The 18,023-nt window shown below is 66.3% G+C and carries 15 protein-coding genes; 4 read left to right on the forward strand and 11 right to left on the reverse strand.

What is annotated here, in order from left to right; translation table 11 throughout:
• Positions 1-12: 12 nt before the first annotated feature.
• The 10 genes from AWB83_RS10500 to hemN all read right to left on the reverse strand — a co-directional run bounded on the left by AWB83_RS10500 (position 13) and on the right by hemN (position 13,339).
• Entirely contained in the window at positions 13-453 is a 441-nt protein-coding gene (locus AWB83_RS10500) for a hypothetical protein (protein ID WP_087044965.1), read from the reverse strand.
• A gap of 153 nt (positions 454-606) precedes the next feature.
• Positions 607-1,935 carry a guanine deaminase gene (gene guaD, locus AWB83_RS10505; RefSeq protein ID WP_087044967.1) on the reverse strand — a complete coding sequence of 443 codons (1,329 nt, stop codon included), beginning with the start codon at positions 1,933-1,935 and terminating at the stop codon, positions 607-609.
• 32 nt (positions 1,936-1,967) lie between these two features.
• Positions 1,968-3,338, reverse strand: a complete 1,371-nt coding sequence (locus tag AWB83_RS10510; protein ID WP_087044969.1) for an NCS2 family permease — start codon at positions 3,336-3,338, stop codon at positions 1,968-1,970.
• Between the two features lie 5 nt (positions 3,339-3,343).
• Positions 3,344-4,366 (reverse strand): adenosine deaminase, encoded by a 1,023-nt coding sequence (locus AWB83_RS10515; RefSeq protein WP_087044971.1) that lies wholly within the window; start codon positions 4,364-4,366, stop codon positions 3,344-3,346.
• Between the two features lie 39 nt (positions 4,367-4,405).
• Entirely contained in the window at positions 4,406-5,422 is a 1,017-nt protein-coding gene (gene xdhC, locus AWB83_RS10520; RefSeq protein WP_087044973.1) for a xanthine dehydrogenase accessory protein XdhC, read from the reverse strand.
• 60 nt (positions 5,423-5,482) lie between these two features.
• A complete protein-coding gene (gene xdhB / locus AWB83_RS10525; RefSeq protein WP_087044975.1) occupies positions 5,483-7,867 on the reverse strand; it encodes a xanthine dehydrogenase molybdopterin binding subunit in 2,385 nt (794 codons plus the stop codon).
• Positions 7,864-9,390: a xanthine dehydrogenase small subunit gene (xdhA, locus tag AWB83_RS10530; protein WP_087044977.1), complete on the reverse strand. Its 1,527-nt coding sequence runs from the start codon at positions 9,388-9,390 to the stop codon at positions 7,864-7,866. Before xdhA ends, xdhB begins: the two co-directional genes overlap by 4 nt.
• Before the next feature lie 297 nt (positions 9,391-9,687).
• Positions 9,688-10,206, reverse strand: coding sequence for a disulfide bond formation protein B (locus AWB83_RS10535; protein WP_087044979.1), 519 nt, complete (start codon positions 10,204-10,206; stop codon positions 9,688-9,690).
• Between the two features lie 142 nt (positions 10,207-10,348).
• Entirely contained in the window at positions 10,349-11,728 is a 1,380-nt protein-coding gene (locus tag AWB83_RS10540; protein ID WP_087044982.1) for an amidase, read from the reverse strand.
• A 228-nt stretch (positions 11,729-11,956) separates the two neighbouring features.
• A complete protein-coding gene (gene hemN, locus AWB83_RS10545; RefSeq protein WP_087044984.1) occupies positions 11,957-13,339 on the reverse strand; it encodes an oxygen-independent coproporphyrinogen III oxidase in 1,383 nt (460 codons plus the stop codon).
• A 155-nt stretch (positions 13,340-13,494) separates the two neighbouring features.
• On the opposite strand from hemN, the gene AWB83_RS10550 reads away from it, so the two are divergent.
• From AWB83_RS10550 to ltrA, 4 genes are all read left to right on the forward strand, one after another.
• A complete protein-coding gene (locus tag AWB83_RS10550) occupies positions 13,495-13,788 on the forward strand; it encodes a YkgJ family cysteine cluster protein (RefSeq protein WP_087044986.1) in 294 nt (97 codons plus the stop codon).
• Between the two features lie 71 nt (positions 13,789-13,859).
• A complete protein-coding gene (locus tag AWB83_RS10555) occupies positions 13,860-14,453 on the forward strand; it encodes a DUF1439 domain-containing protein (protein WP_087044988.1) in 594 nt (197 codons plus the stop codon).
• 62 nt (positions 14,454-14,515) lie between these two features.
• A complete protein-coding gene (locus AWB83_RS10560; protein ID WP_087044990.1) occupies positions 14,516-15,349 on the forward strand; it encodes an undecaprenyl-diphosphate phosphatase in 834 nt (277 codons plus the stop codon).
• Positions 15,350-15,801: 452 nt separating this feature from the next.
• Complete coding sequence (ltrA, locus tag AWB83_RS10570; protein WP_087044992.1) at positions 15,802-17,169, forward strand: group II intron reverse transcriptase/maturase; 1,368 nt, start codon at positions 15,802-15,804, stop codon at positions 17,167-17,169.
• Between the two features lie 96 nt (positions 17,170-17,265).
• Here ltrA and trmB read toward each other — a convergent pair whose 3' ends face one another.
• A complete protein-coding gene (gene trmB / locus AWB83_RS10575) occupies positions 17,266-18,012 on the reverse strand; it encodes a tRNA (guanosine(46)-N7)-methyltransferase TrmB (protein WP_087044994.1) in 747 nt (248 codons plus the stop codon).
• Positions 18,013-18,023: the final 11 nt, after the last annotated feature.

The raw sequence follows: 18,023 nt of genomic DNA on the forward strand, positions 1-18,023 counted from the left end.
GTCGCAGGCCGTTCAAGGCTTGCAAAAAATTGCCGTGATGAAGGGCGCGACGTGGTGCACGACCGCGTCGCTGCCCGCGTCGCGCACCTTCTGCTCGACTTCGACGTCGCCGCCCCAGACGACGGCGCCATACGCCGCATCCCCGATCGGTTCGCCCTTGCCCTGCCTGAAGAGCGGGTCGTCCTTCTGGTACGCCACCAGCGCGTAGACCTTGAATCCGTAGGCCGTCAACGTCGCGCCCTTCACGGGCCTGAACGCGTTGATCGAGTTCGGCTCGACCCGCATCGGCTTTGTTTCGAGCAGGTGATTTTCCTGCAGCGGCGCGATGAAGTCGTGCGGCGTCGATTTGCAGTCGAGTTGCGCGTCGAGCGACTGGGCATGGGCGAGCGCGCCGAGCGAGGCGAGCGCCATCGGCGGGCAAAAGCGAAGGATCCGGGCGGCGAGCTTCTTCATGGCGACGCAAGGTTCGTGACAGCCAGCACTTTAACGAGAATGCAATAAATGTGCTCGGTTCGTCGAGCGAATCGTCGCGTGCGGTGTGAGTCGCCATACAGAAACGCCCTTCGAAAGTGAAGGGCGCTTGTCTTACCTCTTGCAGCGACTCGATCAAGCCGCCAGTTCCAGCTTCGCCGTCTTCCGCTTGTCGCGCGCATGCACCCGCTTGCCTGCCGCATAGGTTTCGAACACCGCACGGTCGTCGCCGAGCAGCGCGAATGCGAACAGCAGCTCTTCGAGCGTCTCCGTGCGCGCCGTGCGGCGCGCGAGCAGCGGCGTCGCCTTCGGATCGAGCACGACGAAATCCGCTTCGCTGCCGGCCGCGAGCGTGCCGATCTTGTCGTCGAGTTCGAGCACCTGCGCGGCGCCCGTGGTCGCGAGCCAGAACATGCGCGTCGCGGTCAGATGATGGCCGGTCAGGCGCGCGATCTTGTGCGCGGCGCCCATCGTCTGCAACATGGAGAACGACGTGCCGCCGCCGACGTCCGTCGCCAGCGCGACCGGCATGTTCGACGCGCCGGCCTTCTCGAAGTCGAACAGGCCGCTGCCGAGAAAGAGATTCGATGTCGGGCAATGCGACGCCACCGCGCCGGTTTCCGCCATGCGCTCGCGGTCGCGGTCGTCGAGATGGATGCAGTGGCCGTACACCGCGCGGCGGCGCAGCAGGCCGTAGTGATCGTAGATGTCCAGATAGCTGCGATGCCCCGGAAACAGACTCTCGACCCACTTGATCTCGTCGGTGTTCTCCGCGACGTGGCTCTGGATGAACACGTCCTGGTGCTTCTGCGCGAGCGCGCCGCACGCTTCGAGTTGCGCTTCCGTCGAGGTCGGCGCGAAGCGCGGCGTCAGCGCGTAATGCTGTCGGCCGCGGCCGTGCCAGCGCGCGATCAGCTCGGCACTGTCGTCATAGCCGGATTGCGCGGTGTCGCGCAGGAACTCGGGGCAGTTGCGGTCCATCAGCACCTTGCCCGCGACCATGCGCAGATTGCGCGCTTCGCTCTCGGTGAAGAAGGCATCGGCGGATTGCTTGTGCACCGTGCAGTAGACGAGCGCGGTCGTCGTGCCGCACGCGAGCAGCTCGTCGATGAAAAAGCTCGCGGTCTCGCGCGCGACCGCGGGATTCTCGAAGCCGCGCTCGGTCGGGAACGTGTAGGTGTTGAGCCACGGCAAGAGGCCCGGCGCGGGTGACGCGATCATGTCCGTCTGCGGATAGTGAATGTGCGAGTCGATGAAGCCCGGCACGATCAGCTTGTCGCGCATGGTGTGCACGGTCGCGTCGGCGGCGAGCCTGTCGCGCACGGACGCATGCGCGCCTGCCGCGACCACCTTGCCGTCCTCGACGATCAGGAGGCCATCGGCCTCATGGACCGCGCCGTCAGCGGCATGCGCGGGATCTTCCCGGAAGGTCAGCAACTGGGCGCGGTAGGCGGTTTGAGTCATGATGCAACGTCTCCGATTTCTATTGAGAAGGACTACAACTGCGAAAGCAGCACTAACGAAAAGGCCGCGATGATCCACATCGCCGGCTTGATTTCCCTCGCGCGTCCCGTCGCCGACTTCAGCACGACGAACGCGAGAAAGCCGTACGCGACGCCGTCGGTGATCGAGTAGGTCAGCGGAATCAGGATCATCGCGAGGAACGCGGGAATGGCTTCGTCGAAGCGATGCCATTCGATCTGCGTGATCGCTTCCATCATGAACACGCCGACGAGCACGAGCGCGGGCGCGGTCGCGATCGCAGGCACGAGCGAGAGCAGCGGCGAAAGGAACAGGAAGGGCAGAAAGCACAAACCGGCGACCACGGCGACGAGCCCCGTGCGTCCGCCCGCCGAAATGCCCGCCGCCGATTCGATGTACGCATTCGCCGGGCTCGTGCCGAGCGGCGCGGAAATCAGCGCGGAGAAGGAATCGACCATCATCGACTGACGGATGTTGCGCGGGTTGCCGTCACGGTCGAAGAGCTTGCCGGCCTCGGAAATCGCCATGAAGGTGGAGAGCGCGTCGAAGAACGACGTGAACAGCATCACGAAGATGAACGGCCAGTAGATCACCTTCAGCGAGCCTGTGAGATCCAGTTGGCCGAGGGCGGAAAAGTCCGGCGCGGCGAACAGGCCGTTCCAGTTCACGAGCGTTTTGGTGGCGATGGCGGCGGGCCAGTACGCGGTGCCGTCGCCGTAGAAGCGGCCGATGGGAATCGCGATGATCGTCGTGAACACGATGCCGAGCATCAGCGCGCCCGTGACCTTGCGCGCGACGAGAATGGTCGTGACGGCGAGGCCGACGAGGAACGTGACGACGACCGGATTCAGTGACGCCGAATGCACGATCGTGACCGGATCGCCGACGACGAACTTCGCGTTCACGAGCCCGATGAGACTGATGAACAGGCCGATGCCGCACGACACCGCATGCCGCAGGTTCGCGGGAATCGCATCGACGACGAGCTTGCGCGCGTTGAACGCCGCGAGCACCGCGAAGATCACGCCGGACCAGAACACGCAGCCGAGCGCGGTCTGCCACGGCATCTTGCCGCCGTGAACCATGACGAACGCGAACAGCGCGTTCATGCCCATGCCGGGCGCGACGAGCACCGGATTGCGCGCGTACAGTCCCATTGCGCAGCTGCCCAGGAAGCTGACGATCACGGTCGCCGTCAGGGCGGCCGGAAAGGGCACGCCCGCCTGCGAGAGAATGCCCGGATTGACGACGATGATGTACATCGCCGTGAGGAACGTCGTGATGCCCGCGACGATTTCCGTCTTGGTGCGCGAGCCCGCCGCACGGATGCCGAAGAAACGTTCGAGCGCGGTCGAGTCTTGTTGTGGTGTTGCTGTCGTTTCCATGCGCTTTACTGCTTCCAGTACGTGTTGAGGCGCGCGATCATCGCGGCGCGTTCTTCGTCGGTGACGAACGACGCTTCGAGGCTGTTGCGCAGCAGCGTGTAGGCCTCGTCTTCCGAGAGCTTCAGCGCGTCGACGATCGCGAAGTAGTTCGCGTTGACGTAGCCGCCGAAGTACGCGGGATCGTCGGAGTTGATCATCACCGCGACGCCCTGATCCAGCAGGTCTTTCAGCGTGTGCTTCGTCATGTCGTCGAACACGCAGAGCTTGAGGTTCGAGAGCGGGCACACGGTCAATGCAATGCGCGAATCGGCCAGCCGCGCGACGAGCGCCGCATCCTCGATGCTGCGCACGCCGTGATCGACGCGATCCACTTTCAGCAGATCGAGCGCTTCATAGACATACGACGGCGGTCCTTCCTCGCCCGCATGCGCGACGAGCTTGAGGCCGCGCTCGCGCGCCTTCGCGAACACGCGCTCGAATTTCGACGGCGGATGACCGCGTTCGGACGAATCGAGCCCGACCCCGATCAGGCGATGCGGGTACTTGTCGAACAGCGGCAGGGCGCTTTCGTAAGTGGCGAGCGCATCTTCTTCCGGGAGATGCCGCAGGAAACACAGAATCAGCTTCGACGTGAGACCGCGCCTTTCGCCTTCGGCGAGCGCGCGCTCGATGCCGGCGACGACCGTTTCGATCGGCACGCCGCGTTCCGTATGCGTCTGCGGATCGAAGAAGATTTCCGCATGCGTGACGTGATCGGCGAGCGCGCGCTCGACGTAGGCCAGCGTCATGTCGTAGAAGTCCTGCTCATGCAGCAGCACGCTTGCGCCGGCGTAGTAGATGTCGAGGAACGATTGCAGGTCCGTAAACGCGTAGGCGGCGCGCAGTGCATCGATGGAGTCGTACGCGAGCTTCACGTCATTGCGCCTGGCCAGCTCGAAAATCAGCTCGGGCTCGAGCGACCCTTCGATATGGATATGCAGTTCCGCTTTTGGCGCATGCGCGATCTTGTCAGCGAGTGTGGGATTCATGGGCTTTATTGTGTTGGGGCTTCGATGTCCGCCTGCGGCTCAGGCGGTCTGCTGCGACGATGCACGCGCGTGCGCATTGGCTTCGACCGCCTGCAGCAACTGGGCTGCCGCTGCAACGGCGATCACTTCGGGCGCCTTGTCGACGATGCCGTCGACGCCGATCGGACACACCATCCGCGCGATGCGCGCGGGGTCGATGCCGCGCGCCGCGAGCCGATGCTCGAACTGCTTCTTCTTCGTGTACGAGCCGATCATGCCGAAGAACGCGAAGTCGCCGCGCGCAAGGATGCGTTCGGCCAGCGCGAGATCCACCGTGTGGTTGTGCGTCATCACGATGAAGTACGCGTTGGGCGGCGCGTTGTCCACGGCTTCGTCGGGTGCGTCGTTCGGCTCGACGGTCACGTTGTCCGGCACGAACTGCGGCGCGGGAAACGCCGCGTCGCGCTCGTCGACCCACGTCACGTGGCAGGGCAGCGTCGCCAGCACGCGCACGAGCGCCGCGCCCACGTGGCCCGCGCCGAACAGCACGACCTGGAAGTCGCGCGGCGCGATGGTCTCGGTGAGCAGCGCGCCGCTTTCGTCGAAACCGGCGCCGTCCCACAGCAGGCAGTCGGCGTCGGTTGCGCCCGGCTCGGGGTCGGAGAGCATCACCGCGTCGGGCATCGGCGCGAAGGACACGCTGCGCACGGTCGAAAGACCCTGCGCCGTGCGCTTCGCAAGCGATGTGACCCAGTTCAGATCCCCTACGTCGAGCCGTTCGAACGCCAGCACGACCGCGCCGCCGCAGCACTGGCCGAGGCTGGGCCCGAGCGCGAAACGCTCGAGCCGTCTCATGCGCGGGCTGCGCATGCCGTCCTTCAGTACTTGCCGGGCGGTCTCGATGGCCTTCCATTCCAGATGGCCGCCACCGATCGTGTAGCGTGCGTCCTCGCGCGTGACGATCATCTTCGTGCCCGGCTCGCGCGGCGCGGAGCCCTCGACACGCGCGACCGTCACGAGCACGACGGCGTCGCCGTGCGCGAGCAGGTGCTGCAGGTCGTTCAGCCAAACTTGCATCGAGTGAGCTCCAGTTGATCGTCGGGTGTGCGTTGATCGTGCGCGGGTTCGTCGCAGGCGTTAGTTTACCGGTGCGGCTTCCTTCGCCCGTTCCGATGCCTGGGTGGCAAGCGCGTCCAGCGCGTCGAGAATCGCTTCGGGTGTCGCGGGCGCGCGCAGCTTCGGCGCATCGGGCGAATCCGCGCAAGCCGCCGCGATTGCCGCGCGAATCGCGAGCAGCACCGAAAACGACAGCAGCAGCGGCGGTTCGCCGACCGCCTTCGAGCGGAAGATCGTCGGCTCGGCGTTGTCGTTGCCGGCGTTGCGAAAGAGCGCGACGTTGAACGTCGCGGGCGTGTCGCTCACGGCGGGAATCTTGTAGGTCGAGGGCGCGTGCGTCATCAGGCGCCCGTCGCGGTTCCACCAGAGCTCCTCCGTCGTGAGCCAGCCCATGCCCTGGATGAAGCCGCCTTCCACCTGGCCGATATCGATGGCCGGATTGATCGAGCGTCCCGCATCGTGCAGAAGATCGGCGCGCAGGAGCTTCCATTCGCCGGTGAGCGTATCGACGACCACTTCCGACACGGCCGCGCCATACGCGAAGTAATAGAACGGGTGGCCCTGCAGCGTCTTCGCGTCCCAGTGGACTTTCGGCGTCGAATAAAAGCCGTCCGACCACAGCTGCACGCGCGCGAGATACGCGGCCGCGACGAGTTGATCGAAGGGCATCTGCCCGCCGTTCACTTCCACCAGGCCGCCGTGAAAGCGCACATCCGCCGCGTTGCCGCCGAGCTGCCTCGCGGCGAGTTCGGCGAGACGCGCGCGGATCGCGAGCGCCGCGGCTTCGGCCGCCTTGCCGTTCAGGTCGCTGCCGGTCGACGCCGCCGTCGCCGACGTGTTCGCGACCTTCGAGGTATCCGTGGCCGTCACACGCACCCGCGGCAGGCCGATGCCGAGCACGCTCGCGACTACTTGCGCGACCTTCGTGTTGAGCCCCTGGCCCATCTCGGTGCCGCCGTGATTCACGAGCGCGGAGCCGTCCTTGTAGACGTGCACGAGCGCGCCCGCCTGGTTCAGGAACGGCACGTTGAACGAGATGCCGAACTTGACCGGCGTGAACGCGATGCCGCGCTTGAGCACGGCGCTCTTCGCATTGAACGCGGCGATTGCGGCGCGGCGCGCGAGGTAATCGCTGGACGCGACGAGTTCGTCGGTCAAGGGGGCGATCACGTTGTCGGCGACCGGCTGGCCATACGGCGTGACGTTGCGCTCGCCGATGCCGTAGAAGTTAGCGCGCCGCACGTCGAGCGGATCGCGTTTCAGGCGATGCGCGATCTCGTCGAGCATCACTTCCATCACGAGCGCGCCTTGCGGGCCGCCGAAGCCGCGAAACGCCGTGTTCGACTGCGTGTTGGTCTTGCAGCACAGCGCGCGGATGTCGACGTCGCTCAGATAGTAGGCGTTGTCGAAGTGACAGACCGCGCGCGTCGCGACCGCGCCCGACAAATCCGCCGAATAGCCCGCGCGCAATGCGATTTCGACGCGCGCACCCACGATGCGCCCGTCGTCGTCGAAGCCGCATTCGTACTCGTAGACCGCGTCGTGGCGCTTGCCGGTGATCATGAAGTCGTCGTCGCGATCGGCGCGCAGCTTCACCGGGCGCTTCAGCCTATGCGCCGCGAGCGCCGCCACGCAGGCGAACAGCGCCGATTGCGATTCCTTGCCGCCGAAGCCGCCGCCCATGCGCCGGCATTCGCACAGCACGGCGTGGGTCGGCCAGCCGAGCATGTGCGCGACGACCTGCTGCATCTCGCTCGGATGCTGAGTCGAGCTGTGGACGAGCATGCCGTCCTGCTCCTTCGGCACGGCGTAGGCGACTTGTCCTTCGAGATAGAACTGCTCCTGCCCGCCGACTTCGAATTCTCCCGCGAGGCGATGCTTCGCCGCCGCGATGCGCCCGGCCGGATCGCCGCGCCGCAGATGCAGCGGCGGCAGCACGAACTGGTTGCGCGCCTTCGCTTCGCGCGGTGTGAGCACGGCCTCGAGCGGCTCGTAGCGCACGACATCCTCGCTCTTCGCGAGCGCGGCGGCGCGGCGGGCCAGATCGTGACTCTCGGCGACGACGGCGAACACCGGCTGGCCGAGGTACTGGACTTCGTCGGCGGCGAGGATCGGATCGTCGTGCAGCACGGGGCCGCAATTGTTTTCGCCGGGAATGTCGGCGGCCGTCAGCACCGCGACGACGCCGGGCGCCGCGCGCACCGCATCCAGATCGAGCGAGACGATGCGCGCATGCGCGTGCCGCGACAATCCGAGCGCCGCGTGCAGCGTGCCGCGCAGCTCGGGAAGGTCGTCCGTGTAGACCGCCTCGCCGCTCACGTGCAACGCGGCCGATTCGTGCGGCAGCGCCAGTCCCGCCGCGTCCGCCGCGGGATCGAAGCCGACCGGTTCACTGGCCTTGTTCATGGCTGCTCCTCGGAAGCCGCACGCGCTTCGTACGCGAAGGCGTTCACCTCGGCGAGCGCTAGCGGGGCATCGCGGCGCGTCTCCAGATAGAAGCGCCACAGCACGTTGCGCGCCACCTTGGCGCGATAGGCGCTCGACGCGCGCATGTCGGTGAGCGGCTGAAAATCGGCGTCGAGCGCGGCCATCGCGGCGCGCGCGCCGGCTTCGTTCCATTCGTGGCCCACGAGCGCCGCCTCGGCGTTCGGCGCGCGCTTCGGCGTCGCGGCCATGCCGCCGAACGCGATGCGCGCGCGCGTCACGCGATGCTCGTCGTCGAGCTGGATCGCGAACGCCGCGCACACGGCCGAAATGTCCTGGTCGTAGCGCTTCGCCACCTTGTAGGTGCGAAAGCGCACCGCGGCGACGGGGCGCGGCACGCGGATCGCCGCGACGAATTCGCCCGCTTCGAGCGCGGTCTTCTGATAGCCGAGATAGAACGCATCGAGCGGCATCGTGCGGGTCTTCTCGCCTTTCTGCAGCACCAGCTCCGCGTTCAGCGCGATGAGCGCGGGCATCGAGTCGCCGATCGGCGAGCCGTTCGCCACGTTGCCCCCGAGCGTGCCCGCGTTGCGGATGGGGCGCGAGGCGAAGCGCGTCCAGAGTTCGGCGAGCTCCGGATAGTCGGAAGTGAGTGCGGCGTAGGCGTCTTCGAGCGAAGCCGCCGCGCCGATCGTCAGGTATCGCGCGTCGCGCTCGATTTTCTTCAGCTCGTCGACGTTGCCGATGAACAGGATGTCGCCGAGATCGCGGAACTGCTTGGTGACCCACAGGCCGACGTCGGTGCTGCCCGCGAGCAGACGCGCGTCCGGATGCTCGGCGCGCAGCCGCGCGAACTCGGCGCGCGTGACCGGCGCGCGGAATGCCGGCGTGCCGAAGGCTGCGCCGCGCGCATCGGGCGCGCGGTATTCGAAGGTCTGCGTGCGACGCAGCGCGGCGAGCTTCTGTTTGATCGCGTCGGCGTCGAACGGCGGGCGCGGATAGTCGAACATGCGCTCGGCGGCGTCGAGGATCGGGCGATATCCCGTGCAGCGGCACAGATTGCCCGACAGCGCGGCGGCGATTTCATCGCGCGAAGGCGGCCCCGCGTCGCGCGGATGGTTGTGATAGAGCGCCCACAGCGACATCACGAAGCCCGGCGTGCAGAAGCCGCACTGCGAGCCGTGACAGTCGACGAGCGCCTGCTGCACCGGATGCAGCGCGCCGTCCTCGCCGCGCAGGTCTTCGACGGTGAAGAGCGCGCGGGAATCGAGCGTCGGCAGAAACTGGATGCAGGCGTTGACGGCCGTCAGCCCGAGTGCACCCGAAGCGTCGAGTTCGCCGATCACGACGGTGCATGCGCCGCAATCGCCTTCGGCGCAGCCTTCCTTCGTGCCGGTGCAAAGCGTCGTCTCGCGCAGATGCTGAAGCACCGTGCGCGTGGCGGGCACATCGCCGAACTCGCGCACGGCGCCGTGCTGAAGGAAGCGGATGGTTTGCGTTGTCATGATTCAGGAAGACATTGCGGACCAGGCGCGCGTTACGCGGTTTCCGTCCGCTTCATGGGTTGCCGTGAGAAAAACCTCGAGCTGTCTTTGAGCGGAACGGACTGCGCGCACGTAGATCGCCATCCAGACACGAACATATCACCGCAATATCCCAAAAATATTGTCGGGTACGTATCAAGATTATGCGGATGTGCTGATGCGCGAAAGAAAAAGACGCGTCGGGCGGGGAAAGCGGGAGAAAGCGGGACGGCGCTGAAGTGCCGCCCCGGAAGAACGCCTGATGCGAAGCGGCAGAAACTACCGGGTCGCTGCGCGCAGCTTGCGCTTGAAACGCAGGCTCGCCACGACCAGCACGAAGATCAGCGCGAACGCGATCAGCGACCATTGCGGCAACGAGAGCCCGAGAATCGGCGGATAAGGCGTTTCGCACAGGCCCGCCACCCTGAACACCTGCGGCAGCCAGCTCGCGGGCGGCAGGCCGTCGACGAAGGGCTGCAGCGCATCGAAGCCGCAACTGAAGCCCGGATGCGACTGCACATACACGTGACGCGCGGCCGTGGCGAGGCCGCCGAGCGCCGAGATCGCGACCAGCGTTTCCAGCAGCGCGATGCCGCGCCAGTTATTGAAGCCCGCGCCGAGGAACGCGAAGATCGCGACCAGCACGAAGAAATAGCGCTGGATGATGCACAGCGGGCAAGGGTCCTCGCGATGAAAGAACTGGAGATACAGCGCGCCGCCGACCAAGCCGAGACTGACGAAACCGAGCAGCACGAGCAGTCGTCGCTCGCGGCGCACGGCCCGGTCGCCCTGATGCATGGTGAAGTGATGTAAAGAGTTGTTCATTGTTTCGCAACGATTCGAGAAGGAAGCACCTGAGTTGCGGGATATCGCGGTAAATTCTAGCGCGAACGCCGAATGCGCAAAATCAGCCGCGCATTCGGCGCATGCGCGCGCCGTTTCAGCGCGTCGTTTCCAGCACCGCTTCGACCGCGCGGCCGATCGACAGGAGGGCGTCGTCCGCGTGCGGCGCGCCCGCGAGCATCAGACCGACGGGCGCCTCGCCGCGCGGATGGCAGGGCAGCGACAGGCCGCAGGCGTCGAGGAAGTTGAAGACGGTCGGGTTGCGCAGGATGAGCGCGTTGGTGCGCGTGAAGGCGTCGTCGTCGGCTTCCAGTTCGGCGATGCGCGGCGGCAGCACGGGCACGGTCGGGCAGACGATCGCGTCGAAGCGCTGCCAGAGCGTCGTGCGCGCTTCCTCGATCATCGCGGCGCGCGCCTCGCACAGGTCGATGTAGTCGGCGGCGCTCGCCGCTTCGGCGCGCTTGAGGCGCGCGAACACCCGGGGATCGTATTCGCTCGCGTGCTCGGCCATCAGCTTGCGATGCCACGCGTAGGCTTCGATCGCGACGAGCGGGTAGCGATTGATCTCGGGCAGACGGTCGAGCGGCGCGAAGCGCACGTCTTCCACGAGCGCGCCTGCCGCCGCCAGATGGTTGACCGCAGCGGCCACCGCATTCGCCACCGGCGTCTCGACGCCCTCCGTCACGTAGTTCGTCAGCACGCCGAGGCGCACGCCGTCGAGCGGACGCGTCGCGGGCACGCCGGGATCGCGCCCGGCGAGAATGCGATCGACGAGCGCGCAGCACGCGACCGACACGCCGATCGGCCCGAAGGAATCGAGTGTCTTCGAGAGCGGCACGCCGCCTTGCCTGGGGATGCGGCTCGCGGTCGGCTTGAAGCCGGTGATGCCGCACAGCGCGGCGGGGATGCGGATCGAGCCGCCGGTGTCGGTGCCGAGCGCGACGGCCGACATGCCGTCGGCGACCGAGGCCGCCGCGCCCGACGACGAGCCGCCCGCGATGCGCGCGTCGCCCGCCACGTCCGCGCGCCAGGGCGAGCGCGGCGTGCCGTAGTGCGGGTTGAGGCCGAGACCCGAGAACGCGAACTCGCTCATGTTGGTGCGCCCGACGATCACGGCGCCCGCGCGGCGCAGGCGCGCGACTGCCACGGCATCGGCCTTGGCGGGCGTGGCGTCCTGCAGCGCTTTCGAGCCGGCGCGCGTCACCTGGCCTTCGATATCGAAGAGATCCTTGATCGAGACCGGAATGCCCGCGAGCGGCGAAAGCACGGTGCCGGCGCGGCGCAGCGCATCGTGCGCGTCGGCGGCGGCGCGGGCGTGCTCCGCGTCGACGTGGAGAAAGACGGTCGAGCCCTGGCTCGCTGGGTCCGCGATGCGCTCGAGCGCCGCCTCGACGAGCGCGCGGCTCGTCGTGCGGCCGGAGCGAAGATCGGCGGCGAGTTGGGCGAGAGGGGCGAACTGCGGCGAAGTAGTCGGCATGGCGTCGGGCAGTGACGTGGCCGTTTGCGAAACACCGGGCGCAGGCGCTGCGCTTCGCGAACGGCGGCCCGATGCGAGGCGTGATGCGCCCCGCACCGGCGGTGAATGGGCGGGCGCGTCGTCTGGCGTGTGGCTCGGGCGCCCAGGGTGGCTGTCATTCTAAGCCAGCGCGGTAAGAAATACGCATCGCGCAAGAGGAAGCGCGCACGCGCGCCGATGAAACGCCGCTCAGATCGTCCGCGAGAAGCGTCGCAGGCTGGCCTGCCCGAGATAGCGGTCGAACACGGACGCGACGTTGCGCACCAGCATGCGTCCCGCGGGAAGCACGCGGATCGCGTCGCGCGAGAGGTCGATGAGACCGTCGTCGGCCATCGGCGCGAGGCGCGCGAGCTCTCCCGAGAACGCGGCGGAAAACTCGATGCCGTGTGCTTCCCCGACATCGTCGAAGCGCAGCTCGCCGCCGCACATGAGCCGCATGATGATGTCGCGGCGCAGCGCGTCGTCGGCGGAAAGACGCACGCCGCGCGCGATGGCGAGCTCGCCCGCGTCGATCGCGGCGGCGTAGTCGGCGAGCTCGCGGGCGTTTTGTGCGTAGACGTCGCCGACCTTACCGATCGACGACGCGCCGATGCCGATCAGATCGCAATCCGCATGCGTGCTGTAGCCCTGGAAGTTGCGCTGGAGCGTGCCCGCCTCGAACGCGCGCGCGAGCTCGTCGCCGGGCAGCGCGAAGTGATCCATGCCGATGTACACGTAGCCCGCCTCGCGCATGCGCGCGATCACGCGCTCGAGAATGGCGAGGCGCACGGCCGGCGAGGGCAGCGCGCTTTCGTCGATCTGGCGCTGCATCTTGAAGAGCGTCGGCATGTGCGCGTAGCCAAACACGGAGACGCGATCCGGCGCGAGGTCGATGATCGCGTCGAGCGTGCGCGCGAAGCTCTCGACACTCTGATGCGGCAGGCCGTAGATCAGATCGACGCTCACCGATTTGAAGCCCTGCTTGCGCGCGGCGTCGAGCACGGTCTCGGTCATCGCGCGCGGCTGGATGCGGTTGACCGCGCGCTGCACGCGCTCGTCGAAGTCCTGCACGCCGAGGCTCAGACGGTTGAAGCCGAGCTCGCGCAGCAAGGTGATGGTTTGCGCCGATGCCTCGCGCGGATCGACTTCGATCGAGTATTCCGCGCGCTCGTCGGGAACGAGATTGAAGTGCCTGGCGGTCGCGGACATCAGTTCGGCCATCTCGGCGTGCGAGAGGAAGGTCGGCGTGCCGCCGCCCCAGTGCAGCTGCGTGACGGGTCGCGCCGTGTCGAAGAGCGCGGCCTGCATCGCCAGTTCGCGCTTCATGCGATCGAGGTACGGCCGCGCGTGCGCGCGATTCTTCGTCGCGACCTTGTTGCAGCCGCAATAGAAGCAGACGGTGTCGCAGAACGGGATGTGGAAGTAGAGCGAGAGATCGGCCGTGGCGCCGCCGTTGCGCGCCGCTGCGCGGTAATGCGCGGTGTCGAAGGAATCGGTGAACTGGACGGCGGTCGGATAGGACGTGTAGCGCGGGCCGTGCGCATCGTAGCGCGTGAGCAGGTCGGGACGGAAGAGCGGGGCGGCGGGTGTCATGGCGGGCCTCTGGGGATCGACCGAGTCTAGTGCGACGTTGCGCGCCGGCGTTGCGTGATAAGGTCGCAGCCCGCCCGCTCCGATTTGACGAAGCGCAAAGGCGAGGCATGGGACAATGCGGGTTTGGTCCGTTGTCTCTGCCGTTCAATACCGTCATGCCGATCGATTCCTCGCCTCATGCCTGCCGCGAGGGGTGCGGCGCGTGCTGCATCGCGCCTTCCATCTCGAGCCCGATTCCGGGGATGCCGGATGGAAAGCGCGCGGGCGAGCGCTGCGCGCAGCTTGGCGACGATTGGCGCTGCAGGATTTTTGGCGATCCGCGGCGGCCCGCTTGTTGCAGCGGCTTGCAGCCTTCCGACGATATGTGCGGGGAGACGCGCGAGCATGCGCTGGTGTGGATCGAGCGGCTGGAGATCGAGACGCAGCCGCGCGCGACGCAACTGTCATGACGATCGACGGTCCAAATCCCGAACCGCGCCGCCCGGCGCCGACTTGAAGAAATAGCACTGGAGGATCACGCATGACGGAACCCGTCGCGCCGCTGCGGCGCCGGTTCGTGCTGGCAGGGCTGACGGCGCTGCCAGCACTCGCACTCTCATCGACTGCCCATGCCGCGTCGAACTCGATATTCCCCTTCATTCCGGACCACTACACATTTTCGACGCAGCAGGTGCAGGCCGCGGTCGCCCGCAAGTTCCCGCTGCAACGCACCGCCTCGCAGATCTTCGACGTCGTCCTGAGCAACCCCGTCGTCGGCATGGCGGCGGAGCGCAATCGCGTGACGGTGCGCGTCGATGCGCGCCTCGCGACGCCCTTCATGCCGAATCCCGTGAGCGGCGCATTCACGCTCTCGACGCAACTCGGCTACGACGCGCCGAGCCGCTCGGTCATCCTCGTCTCGCCCACAGTCGACGACGCGCAATTCGCCGGCGACGCCGCCCCGTACAACCAGCAGATCGCTTCGGTCGGCGCGCAACTCGCGGCGCAACTGCTCGATCGCTATCCGATCCACACCTTCAAGCCCGAGGAACTCCAGTTCGCCGGCGTTTCTTACGAACCCGGTACAATCACAGTCCTTACAAACGGCATACGTGTGCAGATCGTCGAGAAGTAACTCGAAATCTCCGCGGGCGGTGCTCCAAAACCAACGGCTACAACGACGAACAAGGGCTGCGGATGGACTGGATACTGATGTTTAAGGCGCTCATTCTGGGCATCGTCGAGGGGTTGACCGAATTTCTGCCGGTCTCGAGCACCGGACATCTGATCGTCGCGGGCAGTCTCCTGAACTTCACCGATGCGCAATCGAAAACGTTCGACGTCGTCATCCAGTTCGGCGCGATCCTCGCGATCTGCTGGGAGTACCGCGCCAAGATCGGCTCGGTGGTCACCGGGCTGCCGGCGCGTGCCGATGCGCGGCGCTTCACGCTGAACGTGATCATCGCGACGATTCCGGCCATCGTGCTCGGGCTGCTGTTCGAAAAAAGCATCAAGACGGTGCTGTTCTCGCCGGTGCCGGTGTCGGTGGCGCTGATCGTCGGCGGCATCGTGATTCTCTGGGCGGAGTCGCGCCAGCGTGATCGCGCCGCGGCGCCGCGCGTGCAATCCGTCGACGACCTTTCCTATTCGGATGCCTTCAAGGTCGGACTCGCGCAATGCTTCGCCCTGATTCCCGGCACGTCGCGCTCCGGCTCCACCATCATCGGCGGCATGATCTTCGGGCTCGAGCGGCGCGTCGCCACGGAGTTCTCCTTCTTCCTCGCCATCCCGATCATCTTCGGCGCGACGCTCTACGAAATGGCGAAGTACTGGCGCACGCTCACCGTGAACGATCTGGGACTCTTCACCATCGGGCTGGTGGCGGCGTTCGTGAGCGCCTTCGTCTGCGTGCGCTGGCTGCTGCGCTACGTCGCCTCGCACGATTTCACCGCGTTCGCGTGGTATCGCATCGGCTTCGGCTTGCTGATCCTGATCGTCGGGTATAGCGGCGGGTTGAGCTGGGCCGACTGATTTGTCGCGCCCCATGACGAAACGCCACGGCTTGCCGTGGCGTTTTCGTTTGTGCGCCCAGCATGGGCGCACTCCTGCGGGTGCAAGTCCCGCCATAAGCTGGTCGCAGCGAATGAAGTGAAGCGCAACTGCATGAGGGCGACCGAGTGTTGGGGAGGAAGCGTGGAGCGTAAATCGCGAGCCGATGAACAAGAACTGCATAGAAGGCGCTGTCAAGCAGGGTGAGCGGGCAAACAACCGCGAAACTCTCGTGACCAAGGCGAGACGGCGTAATTGCGGCGGTTGTGCGATGAAGGAGTGCGTTCTTACCTGGGGAGATCTCGCCTCATGCCTGAAAGGGTGACGGCGTCGAGTCGGAGCGAGAAGTCAGCAGAGGTCGTAGTAGTCACAGGACAGGTCGATGAGACCGGAGCTAGTGACGAAGGGCCGAACGAGAAGGAGTGTCCAGCGTCATGTCGATGCGGCAGGCAATGCGTCAGATGCCCGCGCAAGCGGGGCGAGCGGGAGGCACGCGCGGTGAAGCTGCGTCTACGCCCATGAGCGACGAAGCCTGTTGCCCGCGCCATGAATCCGGGGACACAGGGTCATCGCTGCTGCAAGCGGCGCTGACGAGAGAGAACCTGAAGCAGGCGTTCAAAAGGGTACGGGCTAACAAGGGAGCTGCTGGCGTGGACGGTCTGGATCTTGACCAGACTTCGCGCCATCTGGTGACGGCGTGGCCGGCGATCCGGGAACAGTTGCTGAAGGGGACGTATCGGCCCAGTCCGGTACGGCGGGTGACGATCCCGAAACCTGACGGAGGTGAGCGCGAGCTTGGCATCCCGACGGTGACGGACCGGCTGATCCAGCAGGCGTTGCTGCAGGTGCTGCAACCGGTTCTGGATCCTACCTTCAGCGAGCACAGCTACGGTTTCCGGCCCAGACGGCGTGCGCACGACGCGGTGCTTGCCGCGCAGTCGTACGTGCAGTCGGGTCGGCGAATCGTGGTGGACGTCGATCTCGAGAAGTTCTTCGACCGGGTCAACCACGACATCCTGATCGACCGTCTACAGAAACGTATCGGAGACCCCGGGGTGATCCGGCTGATCCGGACGTATCTGTCGAGCGGCATCAAGGATGGCGGCGCAATCCAGCAGCGCGAACAGGGCACGCCGCAGGGCGGGCCGTTATCGCCGCTGCTGGCCAACGTGTTGCTCGATGAGGTGGACAAGGAACTGGAGCGGCGCGGCCACTGCTTCGTGCGCTATGCCGACGATGCGAACGTCTATGTTCGCAGCCGTCGTGCTGGCGAACGGGTGATGGCGCTGCTGCGTCGTCTGTATGGGCGACTGCGATTGAAGGTCAACGAGACCAAAAGCGCGGTGGCCAGTGTGTTCGGTCGTAAGTTTCTGGGCTACAGCCTGTGGGTAGCGTCCGGCGGTGTGGTCAAACGCAAGGTGGCGGCCAAAGCGCTGCTGGCGTTCAAACACCGGATTCGTGAACTGAGCGGCCGAAGTGGCGGGCGGAGCATGAAGGACGTGGTGGAACGATTACGGCCCTATGTGCTGGGCTGGAAGGCGTACTTCCGATTGGCGCAAACGCCATGGGTCTGGCTCGTTCTCGACAAGTGGATGCGTCACCGGCTGCGTGCCATCCAGCTTAAACAATGGCGCCGCGGTCCGACCATCTACCGGGAACTGCGTGCGCTGGGCGCACCGCCTGCTGTGGCACAACAGGTGGCGGCGAACAGCCGTCGCTGGTGGCGTAACAGCGGCAAGCTTCTGAATAGCGTGCTGAGCCTTGCATACTTCGCTCGGCTGGGCGTACTTCGACTCTCTTAACCTCAACTTCCCGAACCGCCCGGTGCGGACCCGCATGCCGGGTGGTGGGGCAGGGGTACGGTCTCATGGCCGTCCCCTATGCCGATTCCCCCGCGCTCAGCGGCGGCGGAACATCAGGTCCCACACACCGTGTCCGAGCCGCAATCCGCGCTGCTCGAACTTCGTGACCGGACGGAACTCCGGGCGCGGCGCATAGCCGTCGGCGGTGTTTTCCAGCGCGGGCTCCGCCGCGAGCACTTCGAGCATCTGCTCGGCGTAGTTCTGCCAGTCGGTCGCCAGATGGATGTAGCCGCGGGGTCTCATACGCGAAACGAGCAGCGCGACGAACTTCGGCTGAATCAGGCGGCGCTTGTGATGCCGCGACTTGTGCCACGGATCGGGGAAGTAGATGTGCACGCCGTCCAGGCTTTCGGGCGCGATCATGTGCTCGAGCACTTCCACGGCGTCGTGCTGAAGGATGCGGATGTTGCCGAGCCCTCGCTCGCCGATCAGCTTCAGGAGCGCTCCGACGCCCGGCTCATGCACTTCCACGCCGATGAAGTCGTCGCCCGGCCGGGTGGCGGCGATTTCCGCCGTGGTCGCGCCCATGCCGAAGCCGATTTCCAGCACGCGCGGCGCCTGGCGTCCGAACAGCGCGTCCCAGTCGGCGAGCTGCGGGGCGTAGGGCACGACATAGCGCGGACCGAGTTCGTCGATGGCGCGCTGCTGGCCCACCGAGACGCGGCCCGCGCGCGTGACGAAGCTGCGGATACGGCGATGGTGCAGCATGGATGCTTCACTTTCGGCGGGGTGGCCGACGGGGTCGTTGGTGTCGGCGGCGTCGTCCTGGGAATCGTGGTTCATGGCGAGGCGAT

Origin of the sequence: Caballeronia ptereochthonis (genome assembly GCF_001545075.1) — a bacterium.
Taxonomy (GTDB): Bacteria; Pseudomonadota; Gammaproteobacteria; order Burkholderiales; family Burkholderiaceae; genus Caballeronia; species Caballeronia ptereochthonis.

Excerpts from the sequence above, each read along its gene's own strand:
- AWB83_RS10540 (WP_087044982.1), bottom strand. The coding sequence starts at position 11,728 with ATGCCGACTACTTCGCCGCAGTTCGCCCCTCTCGCCCAACTCGCCGCC.
- AWB83_RS10500 (WP_087044965.1), bottom strand. The coding sequence starts at position 453 with ATGAAGAAGCTCGCCGCCCGGATCCTTCGCTTTTGCCCGCCGATGGCG.
- AWB83_RS10510 (WP_087044969.1), bottom strand. The coding sequence starts at position 3,338 with ATGGAAACGACAGCAACACCACAACAAGACTCGACCGCGCTCGAACGT.
- trmB (WP_087044994.1), bottom strand. The coding sequence starts at position 18,012 with ATGAACCACGATTCCCAGGACGACGCCGCCGACACCAACGACCCCGTC.
- AWB83_RS10515 (WP_087044971.1), bottom strand. The coding sequence starts at position 4,366 with ATGAATCCCACACTCGCTGACAAGATCGCGCATGCGCCAAAAGCGGAA.
- xdhA (WP_087044977.1), bottom strand. The coding sequence starts at position 9,390 with ATGACAACGCAAACCATCCGCTTCCTTCAGCACGGCGCCGTGCGCGAG.
- AWB83_RS10535 (WP_087044979.1), bottom strand. The coding sequence starts at position 10,206 with ATGCATCAGGGCGACCGGGCCGTGCGCCGCGAGCGACGACTGCTCGTG.
- hemN (WP_087044984.1), bottom strand. The coding sequence starts at position 13,339 with ATGACACCCGCCGCCCCGCTCTTCCGTCCCGACCTGCTCACGCGCTAC.
- guaD (WP_087044967.1), bottom strand. The coding sequence starts at position 1,935 with ATGACTCAAACCGCCTACCGCGCCCAGTTGCTGACCTTCCGGGAAGAT.
- AWB83_RS10560 (WP_087044990.1), top strand. The coding sequence starts at position 14,516 with ATGGACTGGATACTGATGTTTAAGGCGCTCATTCTGGGCATCGTCGAG.
- xdhB (WP_087044975.1), bottom strand. The coding sequence starts at position 7,867 with ATGAACAAGGCCAGTGAACCGGTCGGCTTCGATCCCGCGGCGGACGCG.
- ltrA (WP_087044992.1), top strand. The coding sequence starts at position 15,802 with ATGTCGATGCGGCAGGCAATGCGTCAGATGCCCGCGCAAGCGGGGCGA.
- AWB83_RS10550 (WP_087044986.1), top strand. The coding sequence starts at position 13,495 with ATGCCGATCGATTCCTCGCCTCATGCCTGCCGCGAGGGGTGCGGCGCG.
- AWB83_RS10555 (WP_087044988.1), top strand. The coding sequence starts at position 13,860 with ATGACGGAACCCGTCGCGCCGCTGCGGCGCCGGTTCGTGCTGGCAGGG.
- xdhC (WP_087044973.1), bottom strand. The coding sequence starts at position 5,422 with ATGCAAGTTTGGCTGAACGACCTGCAGCACCTGCTCGCGCACGGCGAC.